This is a genomic window from Pseudomonas sp. CCOS 191, from assembly GCF_001007005.1.
In the GTDB taxonomy this organism is placed as follows: Bacteria; Pseudomonadota; Gammaproteobacteria; order Pseudomonadales; family Pseudomonadaceae; genus Aquipseudomonas; species Aquipseudomonas soli.
This window is the reverse complement of sequence record NZ_LN847264.1, coordinates 1,009,748-1,026,609: the sequence shown is the minus strand read 5'-3', so window position 1 is coordinate 1,026,609 and position 16,862 is coordinate 1,009,748. Positions and strand designations below refer to the sequence as shown.

Sequence of the window (16,862 nt, the reverse complement as noted above, 5' to 3'; positions counted from 1 at the left end):
TCACTCGTAAGCCTTCGCTTAGCGAGTGGTTACCTCGGTAGCAGCGAAGAAGTAAGCGATTTCGCGAGCAGCAGCGGCTTCGGAGTCCGAACCGTGAACGGCGTTGGCGTCGATCGACTCGGCGAAGTCGGCGCGGATGGTGCCGGCAGCAGCTTCTTTAGGGTTGGTAGCGCCCATCAGCTCACGGTTCAGAGCGATGGCGTTCTCGCCTTCCAGAACCTGAACAACGACCGGGCCGGAAGTCATGAAGGCAACCAGGTCACCGAAGAAGCCACGAGCGCTGTGCTCGGCGTAGAAGCCTTCGGCTTCGGCCTTGGACAGTTGCTTGATTTTCGAAGCGACGATTTTCAGGCCGGCTTCTTCGAAGCGAGTGGTGATCTTGCCGATGACGTTTTTGGCAACGGCGTCAGGCTTGATGATGGAGAAAGTACGTTGAACAGCCATGGAAAACTCCAGAAATATGAGTGTTGCGAAAAATTAAACCCGCGAATTATACGCGGGTTCCGGGGGATTGCCTAACCTGCAGCGTGCGTTCAGTCGGCTTCGTCGATCCAGGCCGCCTGGATGGCCTCGAGAACCTTCTCACCGCAACGCGACGGATCGTCATCGAATTCAGGCAGCGCCATCACCCAGGCGCGCAGATCGACGAAATTCACGTAATGAGGATCGACCTCAGGCTTGCTTTCCGCAAGCTGGATGGCGATCTCAAGTACATCAACCCATTTCAGACTCATGTACAAAACCTCAGTGCGGCGCTTCTGCGGCGTGGTTGAGCGAGTATTTGGGGATCTCGATGGTGAGGTCCTCATCGCCGACGACCACCTGGCAACCCAGGCGCGATTGCGCCTCCAGGCCCCAGGCCTTGTCCAGCATGTCTTCCTCCAGCTCATCGGCCTCCTCAAGGGAGTCGAAGCCCTTGCGGATGATGCAATGGCAGGTGGTGCAGGCCTTGACGCCGCCGCAGGCGCTTTCCATCTCGATGTGATGGTCGTGGGCCAGCTCCAGGATATTGGTCCCGGACGGCACTTCCACGGTCAGCCCTTCGGGGCAGAACTTCTCATGCGGCAGGAATGTCACCAGCGGCATCGATTACTCCTCGATCTCATTCAGGTTGCGCCCGGCCAGTGCGGCTTTGACCGTCGAATCAAGGCGACGGGCGGCAAATGCATCGGTCACCTGCGACAGACGCTTGGTCTGTTGCTCGATGGCGGCGCCATCAGTGCCGCTCAGCAAATCACGTAGTTCCTGCATCTGGAATGCAATGGCGTCGCGCTCGTCACTGCTGAGCAGGCGTTCGCCATCGGCGTCCAGGGCGCCCTGCACTGCTTCAAGCAGGCGCTCGGCGTCGACCTGGTGCTCGCGCAACTGGCGCGCGTGCTTGTCGGAGCCGGCATGCTCGAACGAATCCTTGAGCATGCGGGCGATCTCGCCGTCGGTCAGGCCATAGGATGGCTTGACCTGGATGCTCGATTCCACGCCCGAACCCAGCTCGCGGGCGGCGACGCTGAGCAGGCCGTCGGCGTCGACCTGGAAGGTCACGCGGATCTTCGCCGCACCGGCCACCATCGCCGGGATCCCGCGCAGCTCGAAGCGTGCCAGCGAGCGGCAATCGCTGATCAGCTCGCGCTCACCCTGCAGGACGTGGATCATCATGGCCGACTGGCCATCCTTGTAAGTGGTGAACTCCTGGGCGCGGGCCACCGGGATGGTGGTGTTGCGCGGGATCACCTTCTCCATCAGCCCGCCCATGGTCTCGAGGCCGAGCGACAGCGGGATGACGTCCAGCAGCAACAGCTCGCCGCCTTCGCGACGATTGCCGGCCAGGGTGTCGGCCTGGATCGCGGCACCGATGGCCACCACCTGGTCGGGGTCGATCGAGGTCAGCGGGGTACGGCCAAACAGTGCGCCGACCGCCTCGCGCACGCGCGGCACGCGGGTCGAACCGCCGACCATGACCACCGCGCCGACTTCTTCGAGCTCGACGCCGCTGTCACGCACGGCACGACGGCAAGCCTTGAGGCTGCGGGCGACCAATGGCTCGATCATGGCGTCGAAAGCCGCCCGGCTCAGCTCGCCCTGCCAGGCGCCGTGGCTGACACCGACCACGTCGGCGTCGGTCAGGGCTTCCTTGGCCGCACAGGCAGCCTGCAGCAGCTGGCGCTGGGTGGCCGGGTCGAGGTCGGAGGACAGCCCCGCCTGCTCGATGATCCAGCCGGCGATGGCGTGGTCGAAGTCATCGCCGCCCAGGGCAGTATCGCCACCGGTGGCCAGCACTTCGAAGACACCGCCGGTCAGGCGCAAGATGGAAATATCGAAGGTACCACCGCCCAGGTCGTAGATCGCCACCAGGCCTTCGGCATTCTGGTCCAGGCCATAGGCCACGGCCGCCGCGGTAGGCTCGTTGAGCAGGCGCAGGACATTGAGGCCGGCCAGTTTGGCGGCGTCCTTGGTTGCCTGGCGCTGGGCATCGTCGAAGTATGCCGGCACGGTGATCACCGCACCCACCAGCTCGCCACCGAGGGTTTGCTCAGCGCGATGGCGCAGTACCTTGAGGATATCGGCCGACACTTCCACCGGGCTCTTCGGGCCCTGGACGGTGTCGATGAACGGCATGTGCGACTCGCCACCGACGAAGCGGTACGGCAGTTGCTCGCCCAATTGCTTGACGTCGGCCAGACCGCGCCCCATCAGGCGCTTGACCGACAGGATGGTGTTCAACGGGTCGCTGGAGGCGGCATCACGGGCGACCTGGCCCACTTCGCTGCGGCCTTCGAGATAACGCACGGCCGAGGGCAGGATCACCTGGCCCTGGTCGTCGGGCAGCGGCTCGCTGCGCCCGCTGCGCACGGCGGCGACGAGAGAATTGGTGGTGCCCAGGTCGATACCCACCGCCAGGCGGCGCTGGTGCGGTTGAGGGCTCTGACCGGGTTCGGCGATCTGCAGTAGGGCCATGCTTATCTGAGTACCTTAGGCGTCATCACGGGCGACGCCGGGGTTAATCGTCGAGGCGCTCTTCGAGTTGGCGCACTTCTTGGGCGAGCTTGTCGAGGAACTGCATGCGGCGCATCAGGCGCTCGGCCTTGTCGCGCTGGGCTGCATCGTCCCAACAGTCGGCGAAGTCATTGTTCAGTGCGTCCTGGGCACCCTTGAGGCGCTTCTTGAACACACCGACACCGTCAAGGTCGGCTTCGTCCTGCAACTCTTCGAGCTCTTCGCGCCACTGCATCTGCTGCAGCAGGAAGTCCGGGTCATGCACCGTGACTTCCTGGGGCACTTCGTGGCCACCGATGGCCAGCAGGTACCGGGCGCGACGCGGCGCGCTGCGCAAGGTCTGGTAAGCGTCGTTCAGCGCCGCAGACTTTTCCAGCGCGACACGCTGCTCACGCTCGGAAGCGTCGGCGAAGCGGTCAGGGTGGACCTCACGGGCCAACTCGCGATAGCGAACAGCCAGTTTGTCGAGGTCCAGGCGGAAAGCCGGTTGCAGGTCGAACAGGGCGAAATGGCAAAGAGTACCCACAGCCAGCCTCAAACGTTGAAGCTTTCGCCGCAGCCACACTCACCGCGCACGTTGGGGTTGTTGAACTTGAAACCTTCGTTCAACCCTTCCTTGACGAAGTCCAGCTCGGTGCCGTCGAGGTACACCAGGCTCTTCGGGTCGATGATGACCTTCACGCCGTGGTTCTCGAACACCTGGTCTTCGGCAGCGAGCTCGTCGACGAACTCCAGCACGTAGGCCAGGCCCGAGCAGCCGGTGGTGCGCACGCCCAGGCGAATGCCCTCACCCTTGCCGCGCCCGTCGAGGGAGCGGCGAATGTGGTTGGCGGCGGCTTCTGTCATGCTGATAGCCATCGGAACTCCTTACCTCGCAGTCGACTCAGACCAAGCCTTTCTTCTGCTTGTAATCGCGAACAGCGGCCTTGATGGCATCTTCGGCGAGCACGGAGCAGTGGATCTTGACCGGCGGCAATGCCAGCTCTTCAGCCAGCTGGGTGTTCTTGATGGTCTCGGCCTCGTCCAGGGTCTTGCCCTTCATCCACTCGGTGGCGAGGGAGCTGGAGGCGATGGCCGAACCGCAACCGTAGGTCTTGAACTTGGCGTCTTCGATGACGCCCTGCTCGTTGACCTTGATCTGCAGGCGCATCACGTCACCGCAGGCCGGAGCGCCGACCATGCCGGTACCGACATCCGGATCGTCGGCGTTCATCTTGCCGACGTTGCGCGGGTTTTCGTAGTGGTCGATGACCTTTTCACTGTATGCCATGGTGCAATTCCTTCCTCATCAGGGAGCCGCTCTTGCCGGCGACTGCTTAGTGGGCGGCCCACTCGATCTTGGAGATGTCGACGCCGTCTTTGTACATGTCCCACAGCGGCGACAATTCGCGCAGCTTGTTCACCGCCTCGCAGACTTTCTGCGCGGCGTAGTCGACTTCTTCCTCGGTGGTGAAGCGACCGAAGGAGAAGCGGATCGAGCTGTGCGCCAGCTCGTCGTTGCGACCCAGGGCGCGCAGGACGTAGGACGGCTCGAGCGAAGCGGAGGTGCAGGCCGAACCGGACGAAACAGCGATGTCCTTGAGCGACATCAGCAGCGACTCGCCTTCGACGTAGTTGAAGCTCAGGTTCAGGTTGTGCGGCACGCGCTGGGTCTGGCTGCCGTTGACGTACAGCTCTTCGAGGTCCGAGACCTGCTTGAAGAAGCGGTCGCTCAGGGCCTTGATGCGCACGTTTTCAGCGGCCATTTCCTGCTTGGCGATGGCGAAGGCTTCGCCCATGCCGACGATCTGGTGGGTCGGCAGGGTGCCCGAACGCATGCCGCGCTCATGGCCACCACCGTGGATGATGGCTTCCAGGCGCACACGCGGCTTGCGGCTGACGTACAGCGCACCGATGCCTTTCGGGCCGTAGACCTTGTGCGCCGAGAACGACATCAGGTCGACTTTCAGCTTTTGCAGGTCGATCTCGACCCGGCCGGCCGACTGGGCGGCGTCGACGTGGAACAGTACACCGCGCGAACGGGTCAGTTCACCGATGGCGGCGATGTCGTTGATCGAGCCGACTTCGTTGTTCACGTGCATCAGCGAGACCAGGATGGTGTCGTCGCGCAGGACGGCTTCGACCATCGCCGGGGTGACGATGCCGTCTTCGCCTGGCTCGAGGTAGGTGACCTCGAAACCTTCACGCTCGAGCTGGCGAGCGGTATCCAGGACCGCCTTGTGCTCGATCTTGGAGGTGATGATGTGCTTGCCCTTGGTCTGATAGAAGTGCGCCACGCCTTTGAGGGCGAGGTTGTCGGACTCGGTGGCACCGCTGGTCCAGACGATCTCGCGCGGATCGGCATTGATCAGCTCGGCGACCTGGCGGCGGCCGTTCTCGACTGCTTCCTCGGCTTTCCAGCCGAACACGTGGGAGCGCGAGGCCGGGTTACCGAAGTTCCCGTCAACCAGCAGGCACTCGGCCATCTTCTGGGCGACACGGGGATCGACCGGCGTGGTCGCGGAGTAATCGAGGTAGATCGGCAACTTCATTGAGTATCTCCTATCAGGCGGTGGCGTCGCTCGTCGCTGCAGTTTCAGTCGACGGCGGACGTCTCAATCTTGTCCAGCTGGGCAGTTCGGCCTGCGACGCGGCGCAGGTCCTGGCGCTGGGCGACTTCCTGCACCTCGCGGCGCATGACGAGGTCAGCCAGGCTGATGCCACTGAGGAATTCATGGATCTGCTGGCTCAGGTCACACCACAGGTGGTGAGTCAGGCAGGTATCACCGGCGTGGCAATCCCCCAGGCCCTGGCAACGGGTGGCATCGACCGATTCATTGACCGCGTCGATGACCTGGGCCACCTGGATGGTTTCCATGCCTCGCGACAGCTGGTAGCCGCCGCCTGGGCCGCGAACGCTGGATACCAGGCTGCTGCGGCGCAGCTTGGCGAACAGCTGTTCCAGATAAGAGAGGGAAATGCCCTGGCGCTCGGAAATATCGGCCAAAGACACCGGCCCCTGCTGCGCGTGCAACGCCAGGTCAAGCATGGCGGTCACGGCGTATCGGCCTTTGGTAGTCAGTCGCATGGCGTATGGGTACCACGGGAGTTACAGGATGTGTGCGAGTATGCGATTCCCGAGCATTTAAGTCAACTATAAGACCTAGTGCTTTAGTCGGGTATGCATGCGGGAGGCGGCCGCGAGTGTAGCAGACAAGGGGCGCGAGCACACGCCCCTTGTATCGGGCCGGCGCAATCAATGCGACCGAGTGTCGCCCTGCTTCAGCTCGACGCAGGCTTCGGCGAAGTCGTCGTCGGGCAGCGCCGGCAGCTCCTTGGCGCAGTAGTCACTGCCCATCCGGGTCAGCGCGCCACACATGCCCTCCAGGCGCTCGTCGACGGCCTGCAGGTGGTCGAGCATCTGGCCGATGGCGCGCGCCACCGGGTCCGGCATGTCGCCACTGACGCCATAGGCATCGAAGCCGATCTTCTCGGCCATGGCCTTGCGCTTGGCCTCGACGGCGTCATCCTCGGTCTTGACGATGATCCGCCCCGGGATGCCCACCGCCGTGGCGCCGGCCGGCACAGCCTTGGTGACCACGGCGTTGGAGCCGATCTTGGCCCCGGCGCCCACGGTGAACGGGCCCAGCACCTTGGCCCCGGCACCGACCACGACGCCGTTTTCCAGGGTCGGGTGACGCTTGCCCTTGTTCCAGCTGGTACCACCAAGGGTGACACCCTGGTAGAGGGTCACGTCGTCGCCGATCTCGGCGGTTTCGCCAATGACGATGCCCATGCCGTGGTCGATGAAGAACCGCCGGCCGATGGTCGCGCCCGGGTGGATCTCGATGCCGGTCATCCAGCGACCGAAGTTCGACACCAGGCGCGCCAGCCATTTGAAATCGCGCTTCCACAGGGCATTGCCCAGGCGGTGCAGCCAGATGGCGTGCATGCCCGGGTAGCAGGTCAGCACCTCGAAGGCATTGCGCGCCGCCGGGTCACGATGGAAAACACTTTGAATATCTTCACGCAGACGCTCGAACATCGTTCAGTCCTTCCGTTTATGCGGCTCGCCCCGGACGACTTTCTGGGTCTCGGTGAGGATGCCGCGCAAAATGCTCATTTCCGTACGCTCGACCGAGCTGCGCCCATACAGCCGGCGCATGCGCGGCATCAGGTGCTTGGGCTTGGCAGGGTCGAGGAAGCCGATGTCCACCAGGGTCTTTTCCAGGTGGTCATAGAACAGCTCCATTTCGTCCATGGTCGCCAACTCATTGGCGTCCGCCTTCTCGACCTTTGGCGCCGTGTCCTGCACCGCCAACGAGGCCATGCGCACCTCGTAGGCGAGCACCTGGACCGCGGCGGCCAGATTCAGCGAGCTGAAGTCGGGATTGGAGGGAATGTGCACGTGGAAGTGACATCGCTGCAGTTCTTCGTTGGTCAGGCCGGCGTGCTCGCGACCGAACACCAGGGCGATTTCCTCGCCGGCCAGGGCGTGCTCCACCGCCTTGGTGCCGCACTCACGGGGGCCGATCAGCGGCCAGGGAATGCTGCGCTCGCGGGCGCTGGTGCCCATGACCAGACTGCAGCCGACCAGCGCCTGCTCGAGGCTGTCGACCACCTGGGCGCCGGCCAGCACATCGTCGGCACCCGAGGCGCGCGCCGAGGCATCGGCGGCCGGGAATTCTTTCGGTTGCACCAGCACCAGGCGCGACAAGCCCATGTTCTTCATGGCACGCGCAGCGCCGCCGATGTTGCCGGGGTGGCTGGTATTGACCAGGACAACACGAATATTTTGCAGCAAGGTGTCGTGCTCTCGGATGCAGAAAAAGGAGGGTTCGATCTTACAGAACCGACCAGCGTAACGCCATGAAAGCAAATGTGACACTTCTGTCGTCAAAGATTTCTGCTAGAATGGCCGGCTTTCCTCTTTAACATCTCCAGGTGACCTTCCCATGCAGCCTATGCTGAATATCGCCCTGCGCGCCGCTCGCAGCGCCAGTGAACTGATTTTCCGCTCCATCGAACGCCTGGACAGCATCAAAGTCGACGAAAAGCAGGCCAAGGACTATGTGTCCGAGGTTGATCGCGCCGCCGAGAAGGTCATCGTCGAGGCCCTGCGCAAGGCCTACCCGAACCACTCCATCCAGGGCGAAGAAACTGGCCTGCACGCCGGCACCGGCGAAGAAGGCAAGGACTACCTGTGGATCATCGATCCGCTGGACGGCACCACCAACTTCCTGCGTGGCGTGCCGCACTTCGCTGTCAGCATCGCCTGCAAATACCGTGGCCGCCTCGAGCACGCCGTGATCGTCGACCCGGTTCGCCAGGAAGAATTCACCGCCAGCCGTGGCCGTGGCGCCCAGATCAATGGCCGTCGCCTGCGCGTCAGCTCGCGCACCAGCCTGGAAGGCGCCCTGCTGGGTACCGGCTTCCCGTTCCGTGACAGCCAGATGGCCGACCTGGACAACTACCTGGGCATGTTCCGCGCCCTGACCGGCCAGACCGCCGGCATCCGCCGCGCCGGCTCCGCCAGCCTGGACCTGGCCTACGTGGCTGCCGGCCGCTTCGACGCCTTCTGGGAGTCGGGCCTGTCCGAGTGGGACATGGCCGCAGGCGTGCTGCTGATCCAGGAAGCGGGCGGCCTGGTCAGCGACTTCAACGGTGGCCACGAATTCCTCGAAAAAGGCCACATCGTCGCGGGCAACATCAAGTGCTTCAAGGCCGTGCTGACTGCCATCCAGCCGCACCTGCCGGAACACATGAAGCGCTAAGCGCCGATTGCGAGCACAAAAAAAGCACCTCTCGAGGTGCTTTTTTCGTTTTTGGCACTGACGCAGCTTCACTGCCCCGGCTGATTCTGACCCAGGATCAGCTTGCCGTTCTTGTCCAGCGGGATGGTCGAGCCCGGCTCGTGATCCATTTTCACCTTGCCGACCTGATCACCAATGGAATAGGTCACGTTGTAGCCCACGACCTTGTCACTGATGTCATTGACCGTGTTGCACCGGGTTTGCGTGGTGGTGTAGGTGTCACGCTCCTGCATGCCTTCCTGCACCTTGTTGCCGGCATAGCCACCACCGACCGCACCGGCCACGGTGGCAATCTTCTTGCCGGTACCGCCGCCAATCTGGTTACCCAGCAGACCACCGGCGATGGCACCGACCACCGTGCCGGCGATCTGGTGCTGGTCCTTGACCGGCGCCTGGCGCGTCACGGTGACATCCTTGCAGACCTCGCGCGGCGTCTTCACCTGCTGCTTGATCGGCTGCACGTCGGTGACCTGGGCGTACTCAGGCCCCTTGTTCACCAAGCTGTAGGTCGCCACAGCACCTCCGGCAGTCACACCGACAGCACCCAGAACCGCACCCACCAGCATTGATTTGTTCACGTGAACCTCCTGATCGTACCCGCGGGCATATGGCCCGCCTTCTCCCAGCCTTGGAGCAAAAAAAAAGGCGCGAGTTCAACACTCGCGCCTTTCTTTACGCCAGACGGCGCAGGACGAAGCCTTACGGGCGCTCGTCCACACCCTCGGTCTTGACCGGCGGGATCAGGTCTTCGCTGCTCAGGTTCAGCCAGATCAGCACCACGTTGGCGATGTAGATCGACGAGTAGGTACCCGCCATGACACCGATGAACAGCGCCAGGGAGAAGCCGAACAGGTTGTCGCCGCCGAAGAACAGCAGCGCGGCGATGGCCAGCAGGGTCGATACCGAAGTGGCGATGGTGCGCAGCAGGGTCTGGGTGGTCGAGACGTTGATGTTCTCGATCAGCGAGGCCTTGCGCATGACCCGGAAGTTCTCGCGCACCCGGTCGAACACGACGATGGTGTCGTTGAGCGAGTAACCGATGATCGCCAGCACCGCCGCCAGCACCGTCAGGTCGAAGGTGATCTGGAAGAACGACAGGATACCCAGGGTCACCACCACGTCGTGGACCAGCGAGATGATCGCACCAACGGCGAACTTCCACTGGAAGCGGAAGGCCAGGTAGATGAGGATACCGCCCAGGGCCAGGAGCATGCCCATGCCGCCTTGGTCGCGCAGTTCTTCACCGACCTGCGGGCCGACGAACTCGACACGCTTGACCGTGGCCGGGTTGTCGCCACCGGCCTTCTGCAGCGCTGCGGCCACCTTGTTGCCCAGTTGCGGGTCGTCGCCCGGCATGCGCACCAGCAGGTCGGTGGTGGCGCCGAAGCTCTGCACCACGGCCTCGTGGAAGCCGGAATCGACCAGCTCGGCACGCACGGCCTTGAGATCCGCCGGGCGCTCGTAGGTCAGCTCGATCAGCGTGCCGCCAGTGAAGTCCAGGCCGAAGTTCAGGCCCTTCTGCCACCAGCTGAACAGCGCCAGCACGGTGAGGAGCACGGTAATGGCGAACGCGACATTGCGCACGCCCATGAAGTTGATGGTTTTCATCGCAGCTCCCTCAAACCCACAGCTTCTTGATGTCACGCCCGCCGCAGGTCAGGTTGACCATTGCACGGGTCACCATGACGGCGGTGAACATCGAGGTGAAAATCCCGAGGGACATGGTGACCGCGAAGCCTTTGACCGGGCCGGTACCCATGGCGAACAGGATGCCGCCGACCAGCAGGCTGGTCAGGTTGGCGTCGATGATCGCGGTGTACGCACGGTTGAAGCCTTCGTGGATGGCGCGCTGCACCGACATGCCGGCTTTGAGCTCCTCGCGGATACGCGAGAAGATCAGCACGTTGGCGTCCACCGCCATGCCCATGGTCAGCACGATACCGGCGATACCCGGCAGGGTCAGCGTGGCCCCCAGCAGCGACATCAGCGCCAGCAGCAGGACCATGTTGCCCGCCAGGGCCACGGTGGCGATCACGCCGAAGCCACGGTAGATGGCGATGATGAACAGCGAGACGAACAGCATGCCCCACAGGGACGCGTCGATACCCTTGGTGATGTTGTCGGCACCCAGGCTCGGGCCAATGGTACGTTCTTCGGCGAAGTACATTGGCGCGGCCAGACCACCGGCACGCAGCAGCAGGGCCAGCTCGGACGATTCGCCCTGGCCGTTCAGGCCGGTGATGCGGAACTGGCTGCCCAAAGGCGACTGGATGGTCGCCAGGCTGATGATCTTCTTCTCTTCCTTGAAGCTCTGTACGGCAACGTCCTTCTCGACGCCATCGACGGTCTGCTTCTCGTAGCGGGTGATCGGCTTCTGCTCGATGAAGATCACCGCCATGCTGCGCCCGACGTTGGTGCGCGTAGCGCGGCTCATCAGCTCGCCGCCATGGCCGTCGAGGCGAATGTTCACCTGCGGGCGACCGTGCTCGTCGAAGCTGGCCTGGGCGTCGGTCACCTGGTCACCGGTGATGATCAGGCCGCGCTCGACCGGAGCGGAGCGGCCGCCTTCGCGGAACTCGAACACTTCGGTGGTGGCCTTGGACGCGCCCGGCTCGGCACCGAAGCGGAACTCCAGGTTGGCGGTCTTGCCGAGGATACGCTTGGCTTCGGCAGTGTCCTGCACGCCCGGCAGCTCGACCACGATGCGGTTGGCGCCCTGGCGCTGCACCAGCGGCTCGGCCACGCCCAGCTCGTTCACACGGTTGCGAACGGTGGTCAGGTTCTGCTTGATGGAGTATTCGCGGATCTCGGCGACCTTGGCCTGGGTCAGTGCCAGGCGCAGCACGGCGAGCTCGTTGCGCTCGGTGGTGGTCAGGTCGAAATCACTGAAATTCTTGCGGATCAGGCTGCGAGCCTGTTCGCGGGTGGCATCGTCGGCGAAGCCCAGCATGATCCCGCCGTCCTGCTGCGGCAGGCTGCGGTAGCGGATGCGCTCTTTGCGCAGCAAGGTCTTGACCTCGCCTTCGTAGACTTTCATGCGCGCGGTCATGGCCTTGTCCATGTCCACTTCCAGCAGGAAGTGCACACCACCGGACAGGTCCAGGCCGAGCTTCATCGGGCTGGCACCCAGGTTGCGCAGCCACTGCGGAGTGGTCTGGGCCAGGTTCAGGGCCACGACATAGTCGTCACCGAGGGCCTTGCGCGCCACATCCTTGGCCGGCAACTGGTCTTCCTGGTTGGTCAGGCGCACCAGCGCGCTGCCCTTCTCGCCCAGGCTGCCGCCTTTGACGGTGATGCCGGCATCGGTCAGCGCCTTGGTGACGCGATCGAGATCGGCCTGGCTGACATGCAGGGCGGAACTGGCACCGCTGATCTGCACCGCCGGATCATCCGGATAGAGGTTGGGTGCGGAATAAATGAAGCCGACCGCCAGTACCAACACGATCAGCAGGTATTTCCACAGAGGGTATTTGTTCAGCATCACGCCGCCCGTTCAAGACGCGGGGCGCTTTGCGCGCCCCGACTGGAAAAATGAAACCGGTAACTCAGATAGCCTTGAGCGTACCTTTTGGCAGGGTCGCGGCAATGGCGCCCTTCTGGAACTTCAGCTCGACATTGTCGGACACTTCCAGGACCACGAAGTCATCGGCAACCTTGACGATCTTGCCGGCGATGCCGCCGTTGGTGACAACTTCGTCACCTTTTTGCAAGTTGCTCAGCAGGTTCTTCTGCTCTTTGGCACGCTTGGCCTGCGGGCGCCAGATCATCAGGTAGAAGATGACCAGGAAGCCGACCAGGAAGATCCACTCGAAGCCGGTACCGGCTGGGCCGGCGGCGGGGGCTGCTGCGTCCGCGTAGGCGGCGGGGATAAAGAAGCTCATTGGGCTCTCCTAATGGAATTTTCTAATAATGATTGCGAACAGTCAGTCCAAAGGCGGAACGGGAAGCCCGCGCTTGGCGTAGAAGGCGTCGACAAAGGCGGCCAATTTACCCTGTTGAATAGCCTCGCGTAAACCGGCCATCAAGCGCTGGTAATGGCGCAAGTTGTGGATGGTATTCAGCATGCTGCTCAACATTTCGCCGCACTTGTCCAGGTGGTGCAGATAGGCGCGGGAGAAGTTGGTGCAGGTGTAGCAATCGCAGGTCGGATCCAGCGGCGATTCATCGTGGCGATGGAACGCGTTGCGGATCTTGATCACCCCGGTATCGACGAACAGATGGCCGTTGCGCGCGTTGCGCGTGGGCATCACGCAGTCGAACATGTCGACGCCGCGGCGCACACCCTCTACAAGATCTTCCGGCTTGCCTACCCCCATAAGGTAACGAGGTTTGTCAGCCGGCATCTGCGCGGGCAGGTAGTCCAGCACCTTGATCATCTCGTGCTTGGGCTCGCCCACCGACAGGCCGCCGATGGCCAGGCCATCGAAGTCGATGTTGACCAGCGCTTCCAGCGAGCGCATGCGCAGGTCCTGGTACATGCCGCCCTGGACGATACCGAACAGCGCCGCGGTGTTGTCGCCATGGGCGTTCTTCGAGCGCTGGGCCCAGCGCAGCGACAGCTCCATCGAGGTGCGCGCCACGTCGTGCTCGGCCGGGTACGGCGTGCACTCGTCGAAGATCATCACGATGTCCGAGCCCAGGTCGCGCTGGACCTGCATGGACTCTTCCGGCCCCATGAACACCTTGGAACCGTCCACTGGCGATGCGAAGGTCACGCCTTCCTCCTTGATCTTGCGCATGGCGCCCAGGCTGAACACCTGGAAACCACCGGAATCAGTGAGGATAGGGCCTTTCCATTGCATGAAATCGTGCAGGCCGTTGTGTTTCTTGATGACTTCGGTACCCGGGCGCAGCCACAGGTGGAAGGTGTTGCCGAGGATGATCTCGGCGCCGATGGCCTCGATGTCACGCGGCAGCATGCCCTTGACCGTGCCATAGGTGCCCACCGGCATGAAGGCCGGGGTCTCGACCGTGCCACGGGGGAAGGTCAGCCGGCCGCGACGGGCCTTGCCGTCGGTGGCCAGCAGTTCGAACGACATTCGACAGGTGCGACTCATGCTTGATCCTCTGGGCCGCGTGGCGCCGGATTGCGGGTGATGAACATGGCATCACCGTAACTGAAGAAGCGGTAACCGTTCGCGACCGCCGCCGCATAGGCGGCCATGGTCTCGGGGTAACCGGCGAAGGCCGAGACCAGCATCAGCAGCGTGGACTCCGGCAGGTGGAAGTTGGTGACCAGGCAATCGACCACATGGAACGGCCGGCCCGGGAAGATGAAGATGTCGGTGTCGCCGCTAAACGCCTTGAGCTCGCCATCGCGCGCCGCGCTCTCCAGCGAACGCACGCTGGTGGTGCCCACGGCGACCACCCGGCCGCCACGGGCGCGGCAGGCCTGCACGGCATCGACCACATCCTGGCTCACTTCGAGCCACTCTTTATGCATGGTGTGGTCTTCGATCTTGTCGACCCGCACCGGCTGGAAGGTGCCCGCCCCTACGTGCAGGGTGACGAAGGCGCGCTCGACGCCCTTGGCGGCGATCTTTTCCAGCAGCGCCTCGTCGAAGTGCAGGCCGGCGGTAGGCGCGGCCACGGCGCCGGCGCGCTGAGCGTAGACGGTCTGGTAGCGCTCGCGGTCGGCGCCCTCGTCGGGGCGATCGATATACGGCGGCAGCGGCATATGGCCGACGCGCTCGAGCAGCGGCAGCACCTCTTCGCTGAAACGCAGCTCGAACAAGGTGTCGTGGCGGGCGACCATCTCGGCCTCGCCGCCACCGTCGATGAGGATCTGCGCGCCTTCTTTAGGTGCCTTGCTTGCACGCACATGAGCCAGCACGCGGTGGCTGTCGAGCACGCGCTCGACCAGCACTTCCAGCTTGCCGCCGGAGGCTTTCTGGCCGAACAGCCGCGCCGGGATCACCCGGGTGTTGTTGAACACCATCAGGTCGCCGGGGCGCAGGTAGTCGAGCAGGTCAGTGAACTGCTTGTGGGCCAGTTCGCCGCTGGGGCCATCGAGCACCAGCAGGCGGCTGCCATGACGCTCGGCCAGTGGATGGCGGGCAATCAGGGAATCGGGGAGTTCGAAGGAAAAATCGGCGACGCGCATGATGATGTTCGGGTTCGACAGGGCCGGGAAGTTTAGCCCAATGCGTGAAAATTGACCATGAAAGCCGATTGACCGCCTTGGGCGACCTCTCTATACTGCGGCGCCACAAGCCCTGATGGCGGAATTGGTAGACGCGGCGGATTCAAAATCCGTTTTCGAAAGGAGTGGGAGTTCGAGTCTCCCTCGGGGCACCAAGATCCAGAAAGAAGTCGACCAAATGGTCGGCTTTTTTTATGGCCGGATTTTAGTGGTCACCCAGCCTGGCGCCTTGAGGGTGGACAGCACGCAAAGGATGGATCAACAGACAGGAGTCCACAGTGTTCGAAGAATGGAATGAAGTACTCAAAGCGTATCGAGCCAGTAGGCCCCGCTACTTCCAGGCACTTTTCACCCAGCCGCTCCGACTCGAGAAGCTACCCATCTGGCTTTGCGTCATCCTGCTGACAGTCCTGCTTACACAGGCGCCGGACTTTCATGGCCGCCCCGTCCTCCTACTGGGCTTGGCGGTTTGCGTTGCACTGTGCATGACTGCCCTCTGGCTCTCGCGGGAAATCTTCAGTCTGTCTTACTATCAGGACTTGTACCGCCTACATGCCATCGCATCGCAATCCTCATTGAAAAGCAGCTTCACTCTTCGCTATGCGCTCTTTCTGCAACGCCTCCAGGACAGTGGCATGACCGCCACTCAAGCCGCTCGGCTGGCAGAGTTCGCAAAAATCTGCACGCCACCGCCCAAGTCCCTGAACCTGTCCCAAAGCCTGGTACTGATCGCACTTGTAACCTTTCTCGCTCCGCTCTCGATCGAAGTACTCAAGGCAAGCGAATCCTGGAACTCTGGCGCTGGCAAGATTTCTATCCTAGTCCTCGTGTTGCTTATCCTTATCGTCCTGCTCGTCAAGGCACTGCTAAGTGACCACGCTCATTTCAACCAGCGAATCATCAGATACATCGAGTTGGCGAGTCATGACCTCAAGAAATCAACGCCCTGCTTCCGCGACCGTGGATCCTCTGCCGAACTTTGAATGAGAGTAGGCGTCGCCTGGCGACTTCGAGTTCGTTGCACGGCCAGTCCTTTAAGACTTTCCCCATTCCCTGTAGTCCATTTCCCAAACATACTCCCAACCCCTTTCAAGCCATTGCGATGGTCTGGATCGGCCTCTAGTCTCGACCCGTCGCTGCCAAATCAGCGACCGGCTTTGACAGGCCGCTCCAGTAATTAACTCGCACAGCTTTGCCACCTATGGCGGCTGTACGTGGGGCACCTTCGGGTGCGCCGGGTTCCCTTACTGACCGGTCTGTCAACCCACGTACCGCTGCCACCCTCTTGTTTGACAGCAATGGTGACAGCCCTTCAGCAAGGATCACACCATGTTGAAGATTGTCCCCGATCCACCGCTTTCTCCCGAAACAGCCCACTCGCTCGAAGACTTGCTCATCCAGATCTCGGAACGTCTGTTCTGCGCCCTCTCCGTCACCCACCAGAACGCCCTCACCCAGGTCACCAGCACAGCGCGCGGTATGTCCATGGCAACGATGCACGAAATCGAGGCCGCACGCGGGCTGGTGGAGCTGGCACTGAGCAAGCTGCAGATCAAGCACTGAACAGGGAGAAAACACGATGAAAGACAAGACTGCCGGCGTGACCGGATTCGGCTATGGCGATGGCGAGCAACCACTGTTCCGGGTCGAACCGGGGCAGGACGGAAAGTCAGCCATGGAGCAAGCCTCTGCGATCATGGCCTGCGTGAAGCGCATGACATTGCTTGCAGCGATTGATGGCGAGGTCAACCTTGGCTGGGGAGCACACTTGATGAGCGATATGGCCAAGGCGGTGATGGATGATGTGGAGCTGGGTCGCCAACGGGGCTCGACTGAATAGCCCTGACCCAACGTCTACCGTCTAAATCGGCTGCGCCCGCTCCCACACGCTCGATAAAGCCCTATGGGAGTGGGCTCGCCCGTCTACGCGTTAATGA

Annotated in this window: 21 protein-coding genes and 1 tRNA gene; 5 read left to right on the top strand and 17 right to left on the bottom strand. The window is 62.6% G+C overall.

The genetic code is table 11. The features are described 5' to 3' along the window. Positions 1 to 18: 18 nt before the first annotated feature. The 11 genes from ndk to trmJ all read right to left on the bottom strand — a co-directional run bounded on the left by ndk (position 19) and on the right by trmJ (position 7,774). Complete coding sequence (gene ndk / locus CCOS191_RS04760) at positions 19 to 444, bottom strand: nucleoside-diphosphate kinase (protein ID WP_008092560.1); 426 nt, start codon at positions 442 to 444, stop codon at positions 19 to 21. An 89-nt stretch (positions 445 to 533) separates the two neighbouring features. Continuing rightward, a complete protein-coding gene (gene iscX / locus CCOS191_RS04755) occupies positions 534 to 734 on the bottom strand; it encodes a Fe-S cluster assembly protein IscX (RefSeq protein WP_023630071.1) in 201 nt (66 codons plus the stop codon). A gap of 10 nt (positions 735 to 744) precedes the next feature. After that, a complete protein-coding gene (gene fdx, locus CCOS191_RS04750; protein ID WP_046854253.1) occupies positions 745 to 1,086 on the bottom strand; it encodes an ISC system 2Fe-2S type ferredoxin in 342 nt (113 codons plus the stop codon). A 3-nt stretch (positions 1,087 to 1,089) separates the two neighbouring features. Further along, positions 1,090 to 2,952, bottom strand: a complete 1,863-nt coding sequence (gene hscA, locus CCOS191_RS04745) for a Fe-S protein assembly chaperone HscA (protein WP_046854252.1) — start codon at positions 2,950 to 2,952, stop codon at positions 1,090 to 1,092. A 43-nt stretch (positions 2,953 to 2,995) separates the two neighbouring features. Beyond that, entirely contained in the window at positions 2,996 to 3,517 is a 522-nt protein-coding gene (hscB, locus tag CCOS191_RS04740; protein ID WP_031315121.1) for a co-chaperone HscB, read from the bottom strand. 8 nt (positions 3,518 to 3,525) lie between these two features. Then, the gene (iscA, locus tag CCOS191_RS04735) at positions 3,526 to 3,849 is read right to left on the bottom strand and encodes an iron-sulfur cluster assembly protein IscA (protein WP_023630636.1); all 324 of its coding nucleotides are present in this window, start codon (positions 3,847 to 3,849) and stop codon (positions 3,526 to 3,528) included. A gap of 25 nt (positions 3,850 to 3,874) precedes the next feature. Next, positions 3,875 to 4,261 (bottom strand): Fe-S cluster assembly scaffold IscU, encoded by a 387-nt coding sequence (iscU, locus tag CCOS191_RS04730; RefSeq protein ID WP_023630637.1) that lies wholly within the window; start codon positions 4,259 to 4,261, stop codon positions 3,875 to 3,877. Between the two features lie 46 nt (positions 4,262 to 4,307). Next, on the bottom strand, positions 4,308 to 5,522 hold the full coding sequence (locus tag CCOS191_RS04725) for an IscS subfamily cysteine desulfurase (RefSeq protein ID WP_046854251.1): 1,215 nt from the start codon (positions 5,520 to 5,522) through the stop codon (positions 4,308 to 4,310). A 44-nt stretch (positions 5,523 to 5,566) separates the two neighbouring features. Continuing rightward, positions 5,567 to 6,058 (bottom strand): Fe-S cluster assembly transcriptional regulator IscR, encoded by a 492-nt coding sequence (gene iscR, locus CCOS191_RS04720; protein WP_023630639.1) that lies wholly within the window; start codon positions 6,056 to 6,058, stop codon positions 5,567 to 5,569. 168 nt (positions 6,059 to 6,226) lie between these two features. Beyond that, a complete protein-coding gene (gene cysE, locus CCOS191_RS04715; RefSeq protein WP_046854250.1) occupies positions 6,227 to 7,015 on the bottom strand; it encodes a serine O-acetyltransferase in 789 nt (262 codons plus the stop codon). A gap of 3 nt (positions 7,016 to 7,018) precedes the next feature. Continuing rightward, positions 7,019 to 7,774 (bottom strand): tRNA (cytosine(32)/uridine(32)-2'-O)-methyltransferase TrmJ, encoded by a 756-nt coding sequence (gene trmJ / locus CCOS191_RS04710; RefSeq protein ID WP_046854249.1) that lies wholly within the window; start codon positions 7,772 to 7,774, stop codon positions 7,019 to 7,021. Positions 7,775 to 7,925: 151 nt separating this feature from the next. On the opposite strand from trmJ, the gene suhB reads away from it, so the two are divergent. Then, a complete protein-coding gene (suhB, locus tag CCOS191_RS04705) occupies positions 7,926 to 8,744 on the top strand; it encodes a type III secretion system regulator SuhB (RefSeq protein ID WP_046854248.1) in 819 nt (272 codons plus the stop codon). A 68-nt stretch (positions 8,745 to 8,812) separates the two neighbouring features. Here the strand turns inward: suhB and CCOS191_RS04700 are convergent, their stop codons facing one another. From CCOS191_RS04700 to queA, 6 genes are all read right to left on the bottom strand, one after another. Further along, entirely contained in the window at positions 8,813 to 9,361 is a 549-nt protein-coding gene (locus tag CCOS191_RS04700; protein ID WP_046854247.1) for a glycine zipper 2TM domain-containing protein, read from the bottom strand. A gap of 121 nt (positions 9,362 to 9,482) precedes the next feature. Further along, complete coding sequence (secF, locus tag CCOS191_RS04695) at positions 9,483 to 10,391, bottom strand: protein translocase subunit SecF (protein ID WP_046854246.1); 909 nt, start codon at positions 10,389 to 10,391, stop codon at positions 9,483 to 9,485. Positions 10,392 to 10,401: 10 nt separating this feature from the next. Continuing rightward, positions 10,402 to 12,264, bottom strand: coding sequence for a protein translocase subunit SecD (gene secD, locus CCOS191_RS04690; RefSeq protein ID WP_046854245.1), 1,863 nt, complete (start codon positions 12,262 to 12,264; stop codon positions 10,402 to 10,404). Between the two features lie 64 nt (positions 12,265 to 12,328). Further along, a complete protein-coding gene (gene yajC / locus CCOS191_RS04685; protein WP_023629280.1) occupies positions 12,329 to 12,664 on the bottom strand; it encodes a preprotein translocase subunit YajC in 336 nt (111 codons plus the stop codon). Between the two features lie 42 nt (positions 12,665 to 12,706). After that, the gene (gene tgt, locus CCOS191_RS04680) at positions 12,707 to 13,822 is read right to left on the bottom strand and encodes a tRNA guanosine(34) transglycosylase Tgt (RefSeq protein WP_023629281.1); all 1,116 of its coding nucleotides are present in this window, start codon (positions 13,820 to 13,822) and stop codon (positions 12,707 to 12,709) included. Between the two features lie 14 nt (positions 13,823 to 13,836). After that, complete coding sequence (gene queA / locus CCOS191_RS04675; RefSeq protein ID WP_046854244.1) at positions 13,837 to 14,886, bottom strand: tRNA preQ1(34) S-adenosylmethionine ribosyltransferase-isomerase QueA; 1,050 nt, start codon at positions 14,884 to 14,886, stop codon at positions 13,837 to 13,839. 109 nt (positions 14,887 to 14,995) lie between these two features. On the opposite strand from queA, the gene CCOS191_RS04670 reads away from it, so the two are divergent. The 4 genes from CCOS191_RS04670 (at position 14,996) to CCOS191_RS04655 (ending at position 16,765) form a co-directional block, all read left to right on the top strand. Further along, positions 14,996 to 15,080: transfer RNA gene (locus CCOS191_RS04670), tRNA-Leu, on the top strand. Between the two features lie 123 nt (positions 15,081 to 15,203). Further along, on the top strand, positions 15,204 to 15,908 hold the full coding sequence (locus tag CCOS191_RS04665; RefSeq protein WP_023629290.1) for a hypothetical protein: 705 nt from the start codon (positions 15,204 to 15,206) through the stop codon (positions 15,906 to 15,908). 346 nt (positions 15,909 to 16,254) lie between these two features. Then, complete coding sequence (locus CCOS191_RS04660) at positions 16,255 to 16,488, top strand: hypothetical protein (protein WP_023629291.1); 234 nt, start codon at positions 16,255 to 16,257, stop codon at positions 16,486 to 16,488. Between the two features lie 16 nt (positions 16,489 to 16,504). After that, positions 16,505 to 16,765, top strand: coding sequence for a DUF3077 domain-containing protein (locus tag CCOS191_RS04655; RefSeq protein ID WP_046854243.1), 261 nt, complete (start codon positions 16,505 to 16,507; stop codon positions 16,763 to 16,765). Positions 16,766 to 16,862: the final 97 nt, after the last annotated feature.